The 17,178-nt window shown below is 68.0% G+C and carries 15 protein-coding genes; 12 read left to right on the plus strand and 3 right to left on the minus strand.

The window, feature by feature from the left end; genetic code table 11:
• Positions 1-20: 20 nt before the first annotated feature.
• A complete protein-coding gene (locus ACTJKH_RS03335; protein WP_440735758.1) occupies positions 21-1,400 on the minus strand; it encodes a pyridoxal phosphate-dependent decarboxylase family protein in 1,380 nt (459 codons plus the stop codon).
• Between the two features lie 159 nt (positions 1,401-1,559).
• Between ACTJKH_RS03335 and ACTJKH_RS03340 the strand changes: the two genes are divergently transcribed.
• From ACTJKH_RS03340 to ACTJKH_RS03375, 8 genes are all read left to right on the plus strand, one after another.
• Positions 1,560-2,321, plus strand: a complete 762-nt coding sequence (locus ACTJKH_RS03340; RefSeq protein ID WP_210099181.1) for a YebC/PmpR family DNA-binding transcriptional regulator — start codon at positions 1,560-1,562, stop codon at positions 2,319-2,321.
• 45 nt (positions 2,322-2,366) lie between these two features.
• Positions 2,367-2,948, plus strand: a complete 582-nt coding sequence (gene ruvC / locus ACTJKH_RS03345; protein WP_210097998.1) for a crossover junction endodeoxyribonuclease RuvC — start codon at positions 2,367-2,369, stop codon at positions 2,946-2,948.
• A gap of 9 nt (positions 2,949-2,957) precedes the next feature.
• Positions 2,958-3,563 carry a Holliday junction branch migration protein RuvA gene (ruvA, locus tag ACTJKH_RS03350; RefSeq protein ID WP_440735759.1) on the plus strand — a complete coding sequence of 202 codons (606 nt, stop codon included), beginning with the start codon at positions 2,958-2,960 and terminating at the stop codon, positions 3,561-3,563.
• Positions 3,556-4,581 (plus strand): Holliday junction branch migration DNA helicase RuvB, encoded by a 1,026-nt coding sequence (ruvB, locus tag ACTJKH_RS03355; protein ID WP_210097996.1) that lies wholly within the window; start codon positions 3,556-3,558, stop codon positions 4,579-4,581. Before ruvA ends, ruvB begins: the two co-directional genes overlap by 8 nt.
• Positions 4,582-4,656: 75 nt before the next feature.
• Complete coding sequence (locus tag ACTJKH_RS03360) at positions 4,657-5,064, plus strand: preprotein translocase subunit YajC (protein WP_343848340.1); 408 nt, start codon at positions 4,657-4,659, stop codon at positions 5,062-5,064.
• 54 nt (positions 5,065-5,118) lie between these two features.
• On the plus strand, positions 5,119-6,849 hold the full coding sequence (gene secD / locus ACTJKH_RS03365; protein ID WP_440735760.1) for a protein translocase subunit SecD: 1,731 nt from the start codon (positions 5,119-5,121) through the stop codon (positions 6,847-6,849).
• Positions 6,849-7,838, plus strand: coding sequence for a protein translocase subunit SecF (secF, locus tag ACTJKH_RS03370; protein ID WP_440735761.1), 990 nt, complete (start codon positions 6,849-6,851; stop codon positions 7,836-7,838). Before secD ends, secF begins: the two co-directional genes overlap by 1 nt.
• Positions 7,839-7,906: 68 nt before the next feature.
• Positions 7,907-10,156 (plus strand): RelA/SpoT family protein, encoded by a 2,250-nt coding sequence (locus tag ACTJKH_RS03375; RefSeq protein ID WP_210097992.1) that lies wholly within the window; start codon positions 7,907-7,909, stop codon positions 10,154-10,156.
• Here the strand turns inward: ACTJKH_RS03375 and ACTJKH_RS03380 are convergent.
• Together ACTJKH_RS03380 and ACTJKH_RS03385 are read right to left on the minus strand one after the other, a co-directional pair.
• A complete protein-coding gene (locus tag ACTJKH_RS03380) occupies positions 10,143-10,694 on the minus strand; it encodes a type IV toxin-antitoxin system AbiEi family antitoxin (RefSeq protein WP_440735762.1) in 552 nt (183 codons plus the stop codon). The genes ACTJKH_RS03375 and ACTJKH_RS03380 overlap by 14 nt on opposite strands.
• 61 nt (positions 10,695-10,755) lie before the next feature.
• Positions 10,756-12,120 (minus strand): DUF349 domain-containing protein, encoded by a 1,365-nt coding sequence (locus ACTJKH_RS03385; RefSeq protein WP_440735763.1) that lies wholly within the window; start codon positions 12,118-12,120, stop codon positions 10,756-10,758.
• A 215-nt stretch (positions 12,121-12,335) separates the two neighbouring features.
• Here ACTJKH_RS03385 and nirB point away from each other — a divergent pair, with 215 nt between their 5' ends.
• From nirB to ACTJKH_RS03405, 4 genes are read left to right on the plus strand one after another with little or no spacing between them, the layout of a single operon-like run.
• Positions 12,336-14,915, plus strand: coding sequence for a nitrite reductase large subunit NirB (gene nirB / locus ACTJKH_RS03390; RefSeq protein WP_440735764.1), 2,580 nt, complete (start codon positions 12,336-12,338; stop codon positions 14,913-14,915).
• Positions 14,912-15,280: a nitrite reductase small subunit NirD gene (nirD, locus tag ACTJKH_RS03395; RefSeq protein ID WP_440735765.1), complete on the plus strand. Its 369-nt coding sequence runs from the start codon at positions 14,912-14,914 to the stop codon at positions 15,278-15,280. The genes nirB and nirD overlap by 4 nt, the downstream gene beginning before the upstream one ends.
• Entirely contained in the window at positions 15,277-16,044 is a 768-nt protein-coding gene (gene cobA / locus ACTJKH_RS03400) for a uroporphyrinogen-III C-methyltransferase (protein ID WP_440735766.1), read from the plus strand. The genes nirD and cobA overlap by 4 nt, the downstream gene beginning before the upstream one ends.
• The gene (locus ACTJKH_RS03405; RefSeq protein ID WP_440735767.1) at positions 16,041-17,168 is read left to right on the plus strand and encodes a uroporphyrinogen-III synthase; all 1,128 of its coding nucleotides are present in this window, start codon (positions 16,041-16,043) and stop codon (positions 17,166-17,168) included. The genes cobA and ACTJKH_RS03405 overlap by 4 nt, the downstream gene beginning before the upstream one ends.
• Positions 17,169-17,178: the final 10 nt, after the last annotated feature.

A 17,178-nucleotide genomic window follows, 5' to 3' on the forward strand; every position in this document is an offset into this window, starting at 1 on the left:
GCTGACCTCGGTACGCGCCCTCACCCCGCCACGAGCCCCCGGATCGCGTCGAGCGTGCGGTCGATGTCGTGCTGCGTGGTCACCCAGGACGACATCGAACAGCGCAGGGCCGAACGGCCACGCCACTCGGCGCCGGTGACGGCCGCGGTTCCCTCTGCGAGGATCGCGGCGCCCAGGTCGCGGGTGGCGTCGTCGGAGGCGAGACGGAACATGACCTGCGTGTAGACGACCTCGTTCACCACGTCGATTCCCTCGATCGACGCGAGTCCTTCCGCCATCGCCACCGCGTTGTCGTGGAGCCGGTCCATGAGACTCGCGACGCCGTTGCGCCCGAGGCTCCGCAGCGCAGCCCATGCGGGTACCCCGCGTGCGCGGCGGGAGAGCTCGGGGGTGACGTCCCACGGATCGAGGCTCGTGTAGATCAGGTAGTCGCCGCCGGTGCGGAACGCGGCGATCGAGTCGGCGGGGTCACGGACGATCGCCATGCCGCAGTCGTACGGCACGTTGAGGGTCTTGTGCGCGTCGGTCGCCCACGAGTCGGCCTGATCCATGCCCGCGGTGAGGGACCGCAGAGAGGCGGATGCCGCGGCCCAGAGCCCGAACGCGCCGTCGACGTGCACCCAGGCACCGTGCTCGTGCGCGATCGGGATGAGCGAGGTGAAGTCGTCGAAGGCGCCGGTGTGCACTTCGCCGGCCTGGAGGCACACGATGAGCGGCCCCGAACGGTCAGCGAGAGCAGCGCGCAGGGCATCCGCTCGCATCCGTCCGTGGTCGTCCGACTCGATGACCGTCAGATCGGCCCGCCCTATGCCGAGGAATCGGGCGGCGCGGTCGATCGACCCGTGGCGATCCGCACCGACCACGAAGCGGAGGGGAGGAGATCCGCGCAGGCCTCGCTCGGCGAGGTCCCATCCTGCGCGGGCGAAGACGGCGTTCCTCGCCGTCGCCAGACAGGTGAAGTTGGCCATCTGGCCCCCGGTGACGAACCCGACGCTGGATGTGTCCGGAAGATCGAGCAGATCGAGCATCCACTGGCCCGCGACGCGCTCCATGGCGACGGTCGTCGGCGTGAGACTCGCCGAGCCGGAGTTCTGATCCCATGCCGACACCAGCCAGTCGGCCGCGAGTGCCGCGGGATGAGTGCCACCGATCACGAAGCCGTAGAAGCGTCCGCCCGGTATCGCGACCAATCCGGGGTCTGCTCGTGATGCGATCTCCTCGATCACATCGGCGGTATCGCATCCGTGATCGGGCAGAGGCCCGCCGAAGGCGGTGAGCATGTCGTCGAGGCTCGCGCGCGGCCACACGGGGCGGTCGTCGAGCGAGTCCAGGAATCGGAGTGCGGCCTCGTGTGCGGCATCGAGTCCGCGGGCCCTGTCGTCGTCGACTCTCTCGTCCATGAGTCAGGACTACACCCGCGATCCGCGTCACGCCAGGGGCACAGCGCGGGCATCGGACGAGATCTCGACCCGGGTGCATCCACGGGTCGACCGCATGGTTCGATAGAATGGACGATGCCCTGGGCCGAGCCCACGGGCGGATACGACGAGCGGAGACTTATGTCCGGGCATTCCAAGTGGGCCACCACGAAGCACAAGAAGGCCATCATCGACTCCAGGCGCGCCAAGTCCTGGGCCAAGCTCATCAAGAACATCGAGGTCGCCGCCAAGCTCGGCGGAGCCGATCTGCAGGGCAACCCGACGCTGTTCGACGCCGTGCAGAAGGCGAAGAAGACCTCGGTCCCGAAGGACAACATCGACCGCGCGGTGAAGCGCGGAGCGGGCATCGGCGGCGAAGCCGTCGAGTACACCTCGATCATGTACGAGGGCTACGGACCCAACGGCGTCGCGATGATGATCGAGTGTCTGACCGACAACAAGAACCGCGCAGCGGCCGAGGTACGCACGGCACTCAGCCGTAACGGCGGCACCCTCGCCGACCCCGGCAGCGTCGCCTACAACTTCAGCCGCAAGGGCGTCATCGTCGTGGGCTCCGAGGGAACCACCGAGGACGACGTCATGATGGCCGCTCTCGAAGCGGGCGCCGAGGAGATCGAGCCGCACGCGGAAGGCTTCGAGATCATCACCGAGGCGACCGACCTCGTGACCGTCCGCAGCGCTCTGCAGGAGGCCGGCATCGACTACGAGTCGGCCGACGTCGAGTTCGTGCCGAACCTCAAGGTCGAGATCGACGCCGACACCGCGCGCAAGATCTTCCGCCTGATCGACGCCCTCGAAGACAGCGAGGACGTGCAGAACGTCTTCACGAACTTCGATCTGTCCGCAGACGTGCAGGCTGAGCTCGAGAACGACGACGCGTAGGCGCGGCGAGCGTCCGGACTCGATGACGGCGAATAGCCTGGGGGAGTGACCTCCTCGCTGCGCGTGCTCGGCATCGACCCCGGCCTCACCCGCTGCGGTGTCGGGGTGGTCGACGTCGACGGTTCGCGCCGCGGCACGCTCGTGCACGTCGGGGTGATCCGATCGGCACCAGACCTGCCGATCGGTGAGAGGCTCGCGCTCGTCGCCGCCGGCATCCGCGAGGTCATCGAGGCGCACAACCCGGATGCGGTGGCCGTCGAGCGTGTGTTCGCTCAGCAGAACACCCACACCGTGATGGGCACCGCACAGGCGAGCGGCGTGGCATTGCTGCTCGCGGCGGAGGCCGGTCTGCCCGCCGCCACCCACACGCCGAGCGAGGTGAAGGCGGCCGTCACCGGTTACGGCTCGGCGGACAAGCGGCAGGTGCAGTCGATGATCGCGCGCATCCTGCGTCTGGATGCTCCTCCGCAGCCGGCCGACGCCGCGGATGCCCTCGCCATCGCTCTGTGCCATGCCTGGCGCCGTGGGGCCACCGGAGCGCCGGGGCAGGGGGCGCTCACGCCCGCCCAACGTGCCTGGGCCGACGCGGAGCGTGTCGCTCGAACATATATACGACCGGGTGCGTAGGCTGAGGAGATGATCTCCTCGCTGCACGGCGCCGTCCTCCACTCGACCGCCGATCAGGTCATCGTCGACGTCGGCGGCGTCGGGTTCTCGGTCGCCGTTCCCGCGGACGTCGCGCACACGGCGACGGTCGGCGAGAGGATCCTTCTTCACACGAGCCTGATCGTGCGTGAGGACTCGCTGTCACTCTTCGGTTTCGCCGACCGAAGCGAACTGGAGATCTTCGGTCTGCTGATCAGCGTGACCGGGGTCGGACCGAAGTCCGCGCTCGGTGTGCTGTCCCACCTCACGGTCGACCAGATCGCCGATGCCGTGACCGCCGAAGACGATGCGCCGTTCCGCCGCGTCTCGGGTATCGGCCCGAAGACGGCCAAGCTCATCGTGCTGCAGCTCGCGGGCAAGGTGCACCCGGTCGGGGCGCCGTCCACGCAGGCATCCAGCGGTCCTGTCGACGTGGTCGATCAGGTCTCCGCGGCGCTCGTCGGACTCGGCTGGTCCGAGAAGGTCGCCGCCGAGGCCGCGGCGCAGACGGCGGCCGAGGCGACCGACGCCGAGCGCGCAAGCGTCGCGCCGCTGCTGCGTCGCACTCTCGCACTCCTGGGGCCGGCGCGTGTCTGACGCCCTCGACGCCACGGAGCCCACCGACGACACGGAGCTCGCGATCGAAGGTGCCCTGCGCCCCACGAGTCTCGGCGAATTCGTGGGACAGCAGAAGGTGCGCGGCCAGCTGCAGCTCCTGCTCGATGCGGCGCGGATCCAGAACCGACCTCCCGACCACATCCTGCTCGCGGGCCCCCCGGGTCTCGGCAAGACGACGCTGGCCATGATCGTCGCGCATGAGAGCGAACGCCCGCTGCGCCTGTCGAGCGGCCCGGCGATCCAGCACGCCGGCGACCTCGCAGCCCTCCTGTCGAGCCTCGTGCCGGGCGAGGTGCTGTTCATCGACGAGATCCACCGCATGGCGCGCTCTGCCGAAGAGATGCTGTACCTCGCCATGGAGGACTTCCGCATCGACATCATGGTGGGGAAGGGCGCCGGCGCGACGAGCATCCCGTTGGATCTCGCTCCGTTCACGCTCGTCGGGGCCACCACGCGTTCGGGCCTGCTGCCCAATCCGCTTCGTGATCGGTTCGGGTTCACGGGGCATCTCGAGTTCTACGACGAACCGGAGCTCGAACAGGTCATCGCCCGCTCGGCGCTGGTCCTGGGGGTCGATCTTCCCCGCGACTCGCTGTCGGAGATCGCCCGTCGCTCGCGAGGCACCCCCAGGATCGCCAACCGCCTTCTGCGACGAGTGCGTGACTACGCACTCGTGCACGGAGGAGGGGCGGCGACGCTCGAGGGCGTGCGAGCGGCCCTCGAGCTCTACGACGTCGATCCGATCGGTCTCGACAGGCTCGACCGGGCCGTGCTCGAATCCCTCGTGCGCCGATTCCGTGGCGGCCCGGTCGGTCTCAGCACACTGGCCGTGGCGGTCGGCGAAGAGGCCGAGACCGTGGAGAGCGTCGTGGAACCGTACCTCGTGCGGATCGGATTCCTCGGGCGCACGCCCCGGGGCCGCGTGGCCATGCCGGAGGCATACGCGCACCTCGGCGTGCCGCATCCGGACGGGGCGCTTCGTCTTGATGACCTATAATCGCTGAAGACTTCCCCCGATGAAACTGCGCGCCCGTCTTCTGGTGCGCGCACCTGAGAAAGGCCCTTTGCCACCATGCCCATGGAAATCCTCCTCTTCGGCCTTCTCGCCGTGCTCGTCGTCTTCATGTTCGTCAACGGACGCAAGCGTCAGAAGCAGATGAAGGCGGAACAGGAAGAGAAGGCGACCAAGACGGTTCCCGGCGTGAAGGTGCTCCTTCAGGGCGGCATCTACGGAACGATCGTGGCCTATGACCACGACGACCTCGACTCGCCCGCTCTGGTCGAGATCGCCCCCGGTACGGTCATCGAGGTCCACAGCCAGGCGATCCTCCGCATCGTCGAGCCGAAGGACGCCGTCGTCGACGGCCTCGACGACGGCGTGGTCGTCGTCGACGAGACGCCCCTCGCAGAGGACGCACCGGCCATCGAGACTCCCGAGGAGACCCGGCGTCGCCTCGAGCGCGACGCCGACGACAAGTAAGCCCTCGCCGCTTCACACTCTCGGCACTCCGGCATCGTAGAAAGCTGATCACACGTGGCCACTTCCTCCCCGGTCCGTCACGCCTGGCGGGTCCTTCTGGGCCTGCTCCTGGTGACGGGCGTCCTGTTCGGCATCAACGCGCTGGGCGTGCATGTCTTCGAGAAGAGCTCGTGGACTCCGGAGCTCGCGCTCGACCTGCAGGGTGGAACGCAGATCGTGCTCAGTGCCGAGACCGAAGACGGCGCGGCTCCGTCGAGCGAGCAGCTCGATCAGGCCGCGGCGATCATCCGGCAGCGTGTCGACGCGTCCGGTGTGGCCGAGGCCGACATCACGACCGAGGGCGGACGCAACATCGTCGTCCAGATCCCGGGTGTCGCCGACGAGCAGACGCGCGAGCGCATCCAGTCCAGCGCGCAGCTCGAGTTCCGTCCTGTCCTCGCCACCACCGCGGGCACGAACACGTACGTGGGTGAGGACGGCAACGAGACGGCGTACCCGACGCCGGACGCCTCTCTGAACGCGACGCCGACGGCCACGCCGACCGACGCGAGCGACCTGTCGTGGGTCAGCGACAAGCTGGCGGCGGAGTTCCAGGCCTACGACTGCGCGAACCCCGAGAACGACCCGTCGAGCGCTCCCAAGGACCAGCCGCTGATCGCCTGCGATCCGTCCGGGCAGGCCAAGTACCTTCTCGGACCGACAGAGCTCACGGGTGATGCGATCACCGACGCGACCGCCGGCCGCGACCCGAAGTCGGGCGCCTGGCTGGTGCAGCTGACCATGAATGCCGATGGCGCTGACGCGTTCGGCAAGGTCAGCACCCGCCTCAACCAGAACCGCATCAACGAGCTGTCGCCTCGCGACCAGTTCGCGTTCGTCCTCGACGGCTCCGTGATCAGCGCTCCGCGAATGAACGGGCAGATCCTCGACGGCCGCCCGAGCATCTCCGGCGACTTCACCCAGGAGACGGCGACCACTCTCGCCGACCAGCTGAAGTTCGGTGCACTGCCTCTGAGCTTCACCGTGCAGAGCTCCGACACGATCTCGGCGACTCTCGGAACGCAGCAGCTGCAGATCGGTCTCATCGCCGGTCTGATCGGTCTGGCGCTCGTCGCGATCTACTCGCTCATCGTCTACCGAGCTCTCGGGTCGGTGATCATCGCATCGATCGCGGTGATGGCCGTGCTGACCTACATCATCATCTGCATCCTGGCGTGGAGACTCGGGTTCCGCCTGTCGCTCGCCGGTGTCGCCGGTCTGATCGTGTCGATCGGATTCACCGCCGACTCGTTCATCGTCTACTTCGAGAGAATCCGAGACGAGCTGCGCGACGGCAAGTCGATCACCGCGGCGGTCGAAGACGGCTGGGGTCGCGCCAAGCGCACGATCTACATCTCGAAGTCGATCAACATCCTCGCCGCGGTCGTGCTCTATATCCTGGCCGATGCCACGGTGAAGGGCTTCGCGTTCACGCTCGGCCTCACGACGTTGATCGACGTGTTCATCTTCGTGATCTTCACCCACCCCGTGATGCAGCTTCTCGCACGCACGAAGTTCTTCGGCGGCGGACACAAGCTCTCCGGCCTCGATCCCGAGTCGCTCGGTGCCGTCTACCGCAGCCGCTCGCAGTTCCGCCAGGTGTCGACCGCGACCGCCGGACGGGGCGCGAAGAACGCCAGAGCCAAGGGCGAAGCCGAACGCCGTCAGACCATCGCAGAGCGCAAGCGCGCCGAAGCACTCGCCGGTGACAGATCCACCAGCACCGGAAGTGAGGGGGACGCGTGATGGCTTCCATGAACGAGTTCGGAAACAACCTCTACACGGGCAAGACGTCCTTCCCGTTCGTCGGCAAGCGTCGACTCTGGTTCATCATCGCGATCATCCTCGTGGTGGGTTCGGCTCTCGTGCCGCTGATCCGTCCGATCCAGTTCTCGATCGAGTTCACGGGCGGTTCGCAGTTCACGGTGCAGGCTCCGGACAGCACCGATCAGCAGACGGCGACGGATGCCGTGCAGTCGGTCGTTCCCGATGCCGCCACCAAGGTGGTGGTCATCAACGAGACCAACATCCGCGTACAGACCGATCAGATGAGCGCGGCCGAGACCCAGCAGGTCTCCAATGCCCTCGCCGAGGCGTACGGCGTCGAGCCCGACAGCGTCACCTCGTCGTTCATCGGCCCGGCGTGGGGTGAGAACGTCACGAAGCAGTCGCTCTGGGGTCTCGCGATCTTCCTCGCACTGACCTTCCTGATCCTCGCGATCTACTTCCGCACGTGGAAGATGTCGGCAGCGGCGATCATCGGCCTCCTCGATGTTCTCGTCATCACCGTCGGCGTCTACGCGCTGGCCGGCTTCGAGATCTCGCCTGCGGCCGTGATCGGCTTCCTGACGATCCTCGCGTACTCCCTCTACGACACGACAGTCGTGTTCGACAAGATCAGGGAGAACACCACCGAAGACGGCGAGAAGTCCGCGCGGCTCTTCGGCGAATCGGTCAACCTCGCGGTCAACCAGACGCTCGTACGCTCGATCAACACCTCGGTCGTGGCTGCGCTTCCCGTCGGTGCCGTCCTCTTCATCGGCGCCTTCTGGCTCGGTGCGGAGTCGCTCACCGACATCTCGCTGTCGATCTTCGTCGGGATCCTCGTCGCGACGTACTCGACCCTGTTCGTGGCTGCTCCGCTCTACTCGCTGTTCCGCGAGAACGAGCCCGGAATCGCCGCTCGCGATGCGAGGATCCGCGAGTCCCGCGCGAAAGCCGCTGTCGAGGTCTGATCGTTCCCGTTCTGCGGGGCCGCACCCCGCAGAGCACGCGTAAGCTGTTGTGATTCGGAGGTGAGCGGATGGCGGAACCGCAGACGGCGTCGCAGGGATCCAGCCTGAGACGACTGGTTCCCCGCATCTTCTCCCGCGCGCCCAGGGTCAACGACCTCGACAACCTCATCCGCACTGTGCGGGCGAATCATCCGAAGGGTGACCTCGCGGTCATCGAGCGTGCCTACAAGGTCGCCAAGGAGAAGCACACCGGGCAGCAGCGTCAGAGCGGCGAGCCGTACATCACGCACCCGCTCGCCGTCGCGCAGATCCTCGCCGAGATGGGCCTGGGGCCCCGCGCGATCGCCGCGGCACTCCTGCACGACACGGTGGAGGACACGGGCTACGCACTGACCGACCTCACCGCCGAGTTCGGCGACGAGGTCGCGATGCTCGTCGACGGCGTCACCAAGCTCGACAAGGTCAAGTACGGCGAAAGCGCCCAGGCCGAGACCGTCCGCAAGATGATCGTCGCGATGTCGAAGGACATCCGCGTCCTGCTCATCAAGCTGGCCGACCGACTGCACAACGCGCGCACGTGGGGGTTCGTGCCTCCCGAGAAGGCGGCCAAGAAGGCCAAGGAAACCCTCGAGATCTATGCGCCGCTGGCCAACCGCCTCGGCATCCAGGCGATCAAGTCGGAGCTCGAGGATCTCTCGTTCGCCGTCCTGCATCCGAAGATCTACAACGAGATCCACAACCTGATCGCTCAGCGCACCCCTCAGCGTGAGAAATACCTCGCCCAGGTGGTCGAGGAGATCGACGAAGACCTCCGCGATCTGCGCATCCGCGGCAAGGTCGTCGGGCGCCCGAAGCAGCTCTACTCCGTCTACCAGAAGATGGTGGTGCGCGGCCGCGAGTTCGACGACATCTACGACCTCATCGGCATCCGCGTGCTCGTCGCATCCGTGCGCGACTGCTACGCCGTCCTCGGTGCGATCCATGCGCGATGGACCCCGCTTCCCGGTCGCTTCAAGGACTACATCGCCACTCCGAAGTTCAACCTCTACCAGTCGCTGCACACGACGGTGATCGGGCCGTCCGGCCGCACGGTCGAGATCCAGATCCGCACGCACGAGATGCACCAGCAGGCCGAGTACGGTGTCGCCGCGCACTGGATGTACAAGGAGCGGATGAACGGCGGCAAGGCCGAGGTCCGCGCGTCGGACAGCGACATGGCCTGGCTCGCGCACATCTCCGACTGGCAGGCCGAGACGGCCGACCCCGGCGAGTTCCTCGACTCCCTCCGCTTCGAGATCGGAGCCAAAGAGGTCTACGTCTTCACGCCCAAGGGGCGCGTGGTGGGTCTCCCCGCGGGCGCGACCCCCGTCGACTTCGCGTATGCCGTGCACACCGAGATCGGCCACCGCACGATGGGCTCGAAGGTCAACGGCCGTCTGGTTCCGCTGGAATCCGAGCTCAAGAGCGGCGACGTCGTCGAGGTGTTCACCTCGAAGAACCCCGATGCCGGACCGAGCCAGGACTGGCTCGGCTTCGTCAAGAGCACCCGAGCCCGGAACAAGATCCGCGGGTGGTTCACGAAGGAGCGCCGCGAAGAGGCGATCGAGCAGGGCAAGGAGGCGATCGCCCGTGCGATGCGCCGCCAGAACATGCCGCTGCAGCGACTCATGAGTCAGGACTCGTTCGCCGAGGTCGCGCACCAGCTCCGCTACGAGGACGTCTCCGCGCTGTATGCAGCGGTCGGCGAGGGCCACGTGTCGACGCAGTCGGTTCTCGAGAAGGTCACCGCTCTGGTCGCGGCGACGGATCCGGTCACCGGTCCCATCGATCTTCCGGGCAGTATGCCGTCACGGGAGCCTCGTGCCGGCGATTCCGGGGTTCTCGTGCGCGGAGCGTCCGACATCCTCGTCAAGGTCGCGAAGTGCTGTACTCCGGTTCCGGGCGACGAGATCGTGGGCTTCGTCACGCGCGGAAGCGGCGTCTCGGTGCACCGCACCGACTGCGTGAACGTCAAGGCGCTCGCGAGCGAACAGGACCGCTTCGTCGAGGTCTCCTGGGCTCCGACGACGAAGAGCGTGTTCCGCGTGCAGATCCAGGTCGAGGCACTCGACAGGTCGGGCCTGCTGTCGGACGTGACACGTGTGCTCAGCGAGCATCACGTGAACATCCTCTCGGCGACGGTCAGCACGACGGATGAGCGCCTCGCGATCAGTCGTTTCGTGTTCGAGATGGGTGATGCCGTGCACCTCGATCGAGTACTGAACGCGGTACGCCGTATCGACGCGGTCTACGACGTCTACCGCGTCACCTCGTCCTGAGGGAGAGTCTCTCGAGTGCGGCACGTCCCGCCCTCTTGCCGGGAACCCTGGTCATCGTCTCGAGGGCGGCGACAGCGTCTCGGACGAGCCGCGGATCGACCTCGGCGAGCAGCAGCATCCAGCGTCGCAGCGACTCATCACGATGGAGTCCGAGCGCGAGGTCGATCATCGTGCGCGCTGGAGTCATCACGGGCACCTCGCCCAGGACGACGAACTCGCTCGCGGCGAGAGCAGTGTCGTGGAGCGTGACCCTCGGGGCTATCACCGGTCTGATTCGATGATCGACCGCCCGCCTCACGTGGTGCCGGGCGGGGGGAGCATCGCCGGCGCCGTGGATCCATGCCGCTGTCGGACCTGACGCCGCGGTGTCCGCCGGGATGAGAGTCGCGACAGCAGCGGCCCTCGTGGCGGGGCCTTCGACGAGATCCGCGGGAATGTAGCCTTCGCCGATCTCGAAGACGTGGCCGTCGAGTCGAGCCGCACTGAGCTCGGTGATGTCGAGACTTCGCCCGGGCAGATACAGGAACGCGGGATGCACCACGCCAGTCTGGCGTGCTGCATCCCGCGTTCCTGACGGACCCGAGGATCTGTGGAGAGCGTCAGCCTCCGAGTGCGTTGAGCCAGGTACGTCGGGCCTCGAGCGCATCCGCGGCGGCCTTCGCCGCCTTCTTGTCGCCGGCCTTCTCGGCGGCGGCGAGCTCGGACTCGAGCTTCTCGATCGCTTCGAGGAGCTGCGAGCTCATGTCGTTGGCGCGAGCCTTGGTCTCGGGGTTGTTCTTCTTCCAGTCGACCTCTTCGCGGGCCTTGAGCGCCTGCTCGATGACACGCAGGCGGTCGTCGAGCGCTCGCTCCTTCTCGCGGGGGAAGACTCGACCGATCTCGTCCCACTGGCGCTGGATGCCGGTGAGCAGTGCCCGTGCACGCTTGATGTTCGGCTCGTCGGCGACCGTCTTGGCCTCCTCGAGCAGAGCCTGACGTGCCTCGATCTTCGGGCCGGACTCGGCCTCTTCGGCCGCAGCCTGCTCGGCGCGGGCCGAATAGAGAGCGTCGCCGGCGGCCTTGAACCGCGCCCAGAGCGCGTCGTCGGCCTTGCGACCTGCGCGGCCCGCAGCCTTCCATTCGTCGAGCAGGTTCCGGTACGACGGGATGCCGTCGATTCCGCGCGGCGCGAGTGCCTCGGCGCGCTCCACCAGACGGGTCTTCGCGTCGCGAGCGGCCTTGTGGGTGTCGTCGAGCTCGGAGTAGAACGCACGGCGGGCCTTGTCGACGGTTCCGCGTGCGTCGCGGAACCGCTTCCAGAGCTGCTGCGAGACGCTCTTTGACAGACGCGGGCCGCTCTGCTGCTGGGCCTGCCACGCGTCGAACAGCTCGCCGAGCTCTGCCGTGACCTGCTTCCACTGCACCTTCGACAGATCGCGGGCGGCGATCGCCTCGGCGCGCTCCACCAGAGCGGTGCGCTCGACGATCGCCTGATCGACGAGCTCCTTGGCCTGCTGGGCCTCCTGCGCGGTCGCTTCCGAGAGGGAGGACGTCAGTGTGTTGAGACGCTCGCGCAGGCCGGCGAGGTCGCCGACAGCTGCGGCATCCGTCGCCTCGGCGAGGAGGTGACCGGCTTGCTTGACGAGGTCGCCGGCAGGCGCGCCGCCTGCCTGGTGGCGCTGTTCGAGCGCGTGCACCTTGAAGGCGATGTCGTCGTACTTGCGAACGAAGTAGGCGAGCGCCTCGCCCGGGGTGCCGTCAGGGTACTGTCCGACGACGCGCCACTCCTCACCCTCGAGGACCTCGACGGTGCCGTCGTCTGCGACGCGGCCCCACTTGGCGGCATCGGCGGAGGACGATGCGCTGGCAGGCGCGGAGGCGGCAGCAGGAGCGACAGTCGCCGGCTTGGGCAGCTTTCGCGGCAGGGGTGCCGTCGGGGGAGCGGGAACGGGGGGAGTCGGCTTCGACGGCTCTGTGGCAGACACGGTGATTCTCCTTGCGCGGTAGGGCCCGCGGGAGGCGGAAAGGACGAGGTTCAGCCTAGTACGAGAGCGACCTTCGGGTGTGGTCACCGCGTCTCACAACCATCGTTACCGTTCTGTGAGCAGAACGTTCGACGCACGAAACACCGGGCGTCACTTGCGGGAAACACCGTGCTCCTATCGTCGCCATCACGACGTCCCCCGGCGAATGGAGAAGCATGAACGAGGCCATCCTCACCCCAGAGGAGATCGTGGTCGTCGGAGCCGGCATGGTGGCGCACCGATTCGTCGAGAGCCTCATCAGCAGGGCCGAGAAGCCGATGCACGTCACCGTGATCGGAGACGAGGGGCGTCACCCGTACGACAGAGTGGGCCTGACGAGCTTCTTCTCGGGCGCGACCCCTGAGGCGCTCGAGCTCGACCGCTCGGTGTTCGACGACTTCCGTGTGCGGGTCATGACCGACGATCGCGTGCTGCGCATCGATCGCTCCGCGCGCACCGTCACGACGCGTTCTCGTCAGACGATCCCCTACGACACGCTCGTCCTCGCCACCGGTTCGTACGCGGCGAAGGTCGCGGTCGATGGCGCGGATCTGCCGGGGTGCTTCGTGTATCGGACTCTCGACGACGTCCGTCGACTCAAGGACTTCGTCGAGTCGCGCAGCCGGATGCTGGGGCGTCCGCTCAAGGGCGCGGTCATCGGCGGAGGCCTGCTCGGGTTGGAGGCAGCGGGCGCGCTGCAGGGAATGGATGTCGAGTCGACCGTCGTGCAATACTCCGATCGCCTGATGTCCGCGCAGCTGGACTCCGCCGGTGCGGGCATGTTGCGACGACTGCTCGAGGCCAGAGGCATCTCGGTGCGCACCGAATCGCGCACGACGCGTCTCGACCCTGACGCCTCCGGCGCGGTGACCGCGCTGGAGTTCCAGGACGGGTCGGTCGAGCGCGCCGACGTCGTGGTCTTCACCGTCGGCGTGCGCCCCCGGGACGAGCTCGCCCGCAACGCCGACATGCACGTCGAACCGCGCGGCGGCGTGGTCATCGACGACCGGTGCGCGACCTCCGACCCGCACATCCTCGCGATCGGGGAGGTCGCCAGCTTCGAGGGACGCTGTGTGGGGCTGGTGGCCCCGGGATACGCGATGGCGGAGGTCGCGGCGACCCGGCTGCTCGGCGGCGACGCGGTGTTCCCCGGATACGACGACTCGTCGAAGCTCAAGCTGTCAGGTGTCGACGTGGCGAGCTTCGGCGACGCGATGGCCGTCACCCCGAACGCGCTCGACGTGGTCTATGCGGACCCCGTCGCGGGCGTCTACAAGAAGCTGGTGCTCTCCGACGACGCCCAGACGCTGCTCGGCGGCATCCTGGTCGGAGATGCCGCCGCGTACGGCGCACTGCGTCCGCTCGTGGGTGCCGCACTCGGCGCTGACCCTGCGGCGTATCTGCTGCCTGAGGGCGGGAACGAGGCACCCGTCGGCGAGCTCCCGGACGCAGCCGTGGTCTGCTCGTGCTCGAACGTGACCGCGGGTCGCATCCGTCAGGCGGTGCACGAGGAGGGATGCGCGGACGCGGCGGCGGTCAAGGGATGCACGAAGGCGGGAGCCACCTGCGGATCCTGTGTCCTGATGGTGAAGAAGGTCGTCGGGCAGGAGCTCACGAAGCTCGGTCAGACGGTGTCGCACGCGCTGTGCGAGCACTTCGACCTCTCGCGCCGCCAGCTGTTCGACGCCGTGCAGGTCGCACAGCTCACGACGTTCAGCTCGATCGTCGAGCGCTTCGGCCGGGGCCGAGGCTGCGATATCTGCAAGCCGGCGATCGCCAGCATCCTGTCGGTGCTCGTCGGGGCGCACGTGCTCGACGGCGAGAACGCGACGTTGCAGGACACCAACGACCACGTGATGGCCAACATGCAGAAGGACGGCACGTACTCGGTCGTCCCGAGGATGGCCGGCGGCGAGGTCACTCCGGAGGGGCTCATCGCGATCGGCCAGATCGCGAAGGACTACGCCCTCTACACGAAGATCACCGGCGGCCAGCGGATCGACATGTTCGGCGCGCGCCTCGAGCAGCTGCCGTCGATCTGGCGGCGCCTCGTCGATGCCGGTTTCGAATCAGGACAGGCGTACGGCAAGTCGCTGCGCACGGTGAAGTCCTGCGTCGGCTCGACCTGGTGCCGTTACGGGGTGCTCGACGCGGTCGGCATGGCGGTGAAGCTCGAGCTCCGCTACCGCGGGTTGCGCGCGCCCCACAAGCTGAAGCTCGGCGTCTCCGGGTGCGCGCGCGAGTGCGCCGAGGCGCGCGGCAAGGATGTCGGGGTCATCGCGACCGAGACCGGCTGGAACATGTATGTCGGGGGCAACGGTGGATTCTCACCCAGGCACGCGGAACTCCTCGCATCGGACCTCGACGATGACGGGCTCATCCGGGCGATCGACCGCTTCTTCATGTACTACATCCGCACAGCCGATCGTCTGCAGCGCACGGCACCGTGGTGCGCGGAACTGGAGGGCGGGCTCGACGGCCTGCGCAGCGTGATCTTCGACGACTCGCTGGGGATCTGCGACGATCTCGACGCGGCCATGGCCCAGCACGTCGATCGCTACGAGGACGAATGGGCGGCCACGCTCCGCGATCCCGTCAAGCTCGAGCGCTTCCGGTCGTTCGTGAACGCCGCGGACACGCCGGATCCTTCGCTCGCGTACGTCTCGGAGCGTGGCCAGATCCGACCGGCCACGTCCGAGGAGCGCCGGACCGGCGGGGTCCTGATCGCCGGCACCGCGTTGGAGGTGCGGCGATGAGCATCGTGGTCGACACCGCCACCGGCACCCGTGTCTGCACGCTCGACGACCTCGAGGTCGAGCGCGGGCGAGCTGCGCTCATCGACGGCGAGCAGGTCGCGCTGTTCCTGCTCCCGGACGGCACCGTGCACGCGGTGGACAACCTCGATCCGTACAGCGACGCCCACGTGATCTCCCGGGGCATCGTCGGCACACGAGGAGACGTGCCGACCGTCGCCTCGCCTCTGCACAAGCAGGTCTTCGATCTGCGCACGGGCGAATGCCTCGACACACAGGGAAAGAGCGACGCGAGGCTCCGTGTGTGGCCGGTGGCGCTGATCGCCGGGACCGTCTACGTGGGCTCCCCGGAAGGCGCTGCGCCATGAGACGCGCGCTGGTCGGTCGCGTCGACCTGATCGGCGGAGGACCGGGGCCGGCCGACCTCATGACGGTGCGCGCGTACCGTCTGCTGATGGCCGCAGACGTCGTCGTGGCCGATCGTCTCGGCCCCTTCGAAGAGCTGCGCGGAGAGCTCGACGCGCACGTCGAGGTGATCGACGTGGGGAAGCGCCCGGGGCATCACCCGGTGCCGCAGCACGAGATCAACGAGCTTCTGGTCGCACACGCACTCGCGGGTCGGCGGGTCGTACGCCTCAAGGGAGGAGATCCGTTCGTCCTCGGCCGGGGAGGGGAGGAGGTCCTCGCGTGCGAGGCGGCGGGAGTCCCGGTCACCGTCACCCCCGGGGTCAGCAGCGCGATCTCGGTTCCTCAGGCAGCGGGCATCCCGGTCACGCATCGGGGCGTCGCAGCCGCGGTGCACATCGTCAACGGACACGGTGACCTCACGCCGAGTGCCCTCGAAGCGCTGGCAGACCCGACCGTGACGACGGTCGTGCTGATGGGAGTGGCCTCGCTCCCACGTCTCGCCGCCAGGGCGGCGCGACACGGAGTTCCGGGAGACACCCCGGTCGCGATCGTCGAGAACGGTCACACCGAACGTCAACGGACGATCCGCAGCACCCTCGCCGATGTCGTCGTCGATGCGGTCGCCGCTCAGGTCGTGAACCCCGCGGTGATCGTGATCGGGCAGGTCGCGCGCGCGGGCCTTCTTCTGCCGACCGCCACGATGCTGTCCGAGAGCGTCACATGACCACCGTGCGCACGCTCGACTCCGCCCTCGCCGGCTGCACGATCGTCGTCGCGGCGGATCGTCGCTCCGTGGACCTCGCGACCGCTCTCGAGCGCCGCGGGGCGGTGGTGCACCGCGCGCCGGCGCTGAGCATCGTGACCAACGCCGACGACGCCGAGCTGATCGCCCGCACCGAACTCGTCATCGCGACTCCGCCGGACATCGTGATCGTCACCACGGGTGTGGGATTCCGTGGGTGGATGGACGCGGCCCACGAGCACGGACTCGACGAGCAGCTCTTCGCGGCGCTCGAGAACGCGCACTTCGTCGCCAGAGGGCCGAAGGCCCACGGAGCGATCCAGCAGGCAGGCTTCGCCGCCGACTGGGTCGCCGAGTCCGAGACGTCCGCCGAGGTCGGGGAGTACCTCCTCGCCTCCGGGGTCGGTGGCAAGCGTGTGCTCGTGCAGCACCACGGCGCCGGCTCCGATGGTCTCGACGAACTCCTGGCGGACGCCGGTGCGGACGTCCTGAGCATCACGGTCTACCGCTGGGGACCGCCGCCGAACCCCGAGGTCGTGAGACGCTCGGCCCTTCAGGCCGCGAGCGGCGAGGCGGATGCCGTGCTCTTCACCTCGGCGCCGGGCGCTGCATCCTGGCTCGCGTTCGCCGAGCAGGCGGAGGCACTCGAACGGATCCGTCGTCGTGCCGAGAGCGGCCGCCTGCTCCTGGCCTCCGTCGGGCCGATCACCGCAGCGCCCCTGCACGCCGCAGAGCTGCGGACGACGATCGCCGACCGCGGTCGCCTCGGATCGCTCGCGCGGACCGTGATCGCGCATTTCGGAGGAGGCCGAGCACCGTCGCTGCCGACCGATGCCGGTCGCGTCGAGGTCCGCAGTGGAGGCGTGCTCGTCGGCGGCGAATTCATACCTCTCTCGCGGTCGGCCGCAGCGCTCATCGAGGCGCTGGCCTCTGCGGGCGGTCGGGTGCTCTCACGGGCCGAGCTCGGGGGAGTGCTGCCGGGGGCCGAGCGCAACCCGCACGCCGTGGAGGTCGCCGTCGCGAGGCTTCGCGACGCGCTCGGCAGCAATGAGCTCATCCACACGGTCGTGAAACGCGGGTACCGTCTCGCCGTCACCGAGGACTGATCGCCGACCG

It is taken from the genome of Microbacterium sp. 22215, from assembly GCF_052045655.1.
GTDB lineage: Bacteria > Actinomycetota > Actinomycetes > Actinomycetales > Microbacteriaceae > Microbacterium > Microbacterium phyllosphaerae.

Bases quoted from the DNA above. Each gene is read 5' to 3' on its own strand.
- ACTJKH_RS03360 (WP_343848340.1), top strand. From the start codon at position 4,657: ATGCCCATGGAAATCCTCCTCTTCGGCCTTCTCGCCGTGCTCGTCGTC.
- nirB (WP_440735764.1), top strand. From the start codon at position 12,336: ATGAACGAGGCCATCCTCACCCCAGAGGAGATCGTGGTCGTCGGAGCC.
- nirD (WP_440735765.1), top strand. From the start codon at position 14,912: ATGAGCATCGTGGTCGACACCGCCACCGGCACCCGTGTCTGCACGCTC.
- ACTJKH_RS03340 (WP_210099181.1), top strand. From the start codon at position 1,560: ATGTCCGGGCATTCCAAGTGGGCCACCACGAAGCACAAGAAGGCCATC.
- secF (WP_440735761.1), top strand. From the start codon at position 6,849: ATGGCTTCCATGAACGAGTTCGGAAACAACCTCTACACGGGCAAGACG.
- cobA (WP_440735766.1), top strand. From the start codon at position 15,277: ATGAGACGCGCGCTGGTCGGTCGCGTCGACCTGATCGGCGGAGGACCG.
- ACTJKH_RS03405 (WP_440735767.1), top strand. From the start codon at position 16,041: ATGACCACCGTGCGCACGCTCGACTCCGCCCTCGCCGGCTGCACGATC.
- ruvA (WP_440735759.1), top strand. From the start codon at position 2,958: ATGATCTCCTCGCTGCACGGCGCCGTCCTCCACTCGACCGCCGATCAG.
- ACTJKH_RS03375 (WP_210097992.1), top strand. From the start codon at position 7,907: ATGGCGGAACCGCAGACGGCGTCGCAGGGATCCAGCCTGAGACGACTG.
- ACTJKH_RS03335 (WP_440735758.1), bottom strand. From the start codon at position 1,400: ATGGACGAGAGAGTCGACGACGACAGGGCCCGCGGACTCGATGCCGCA.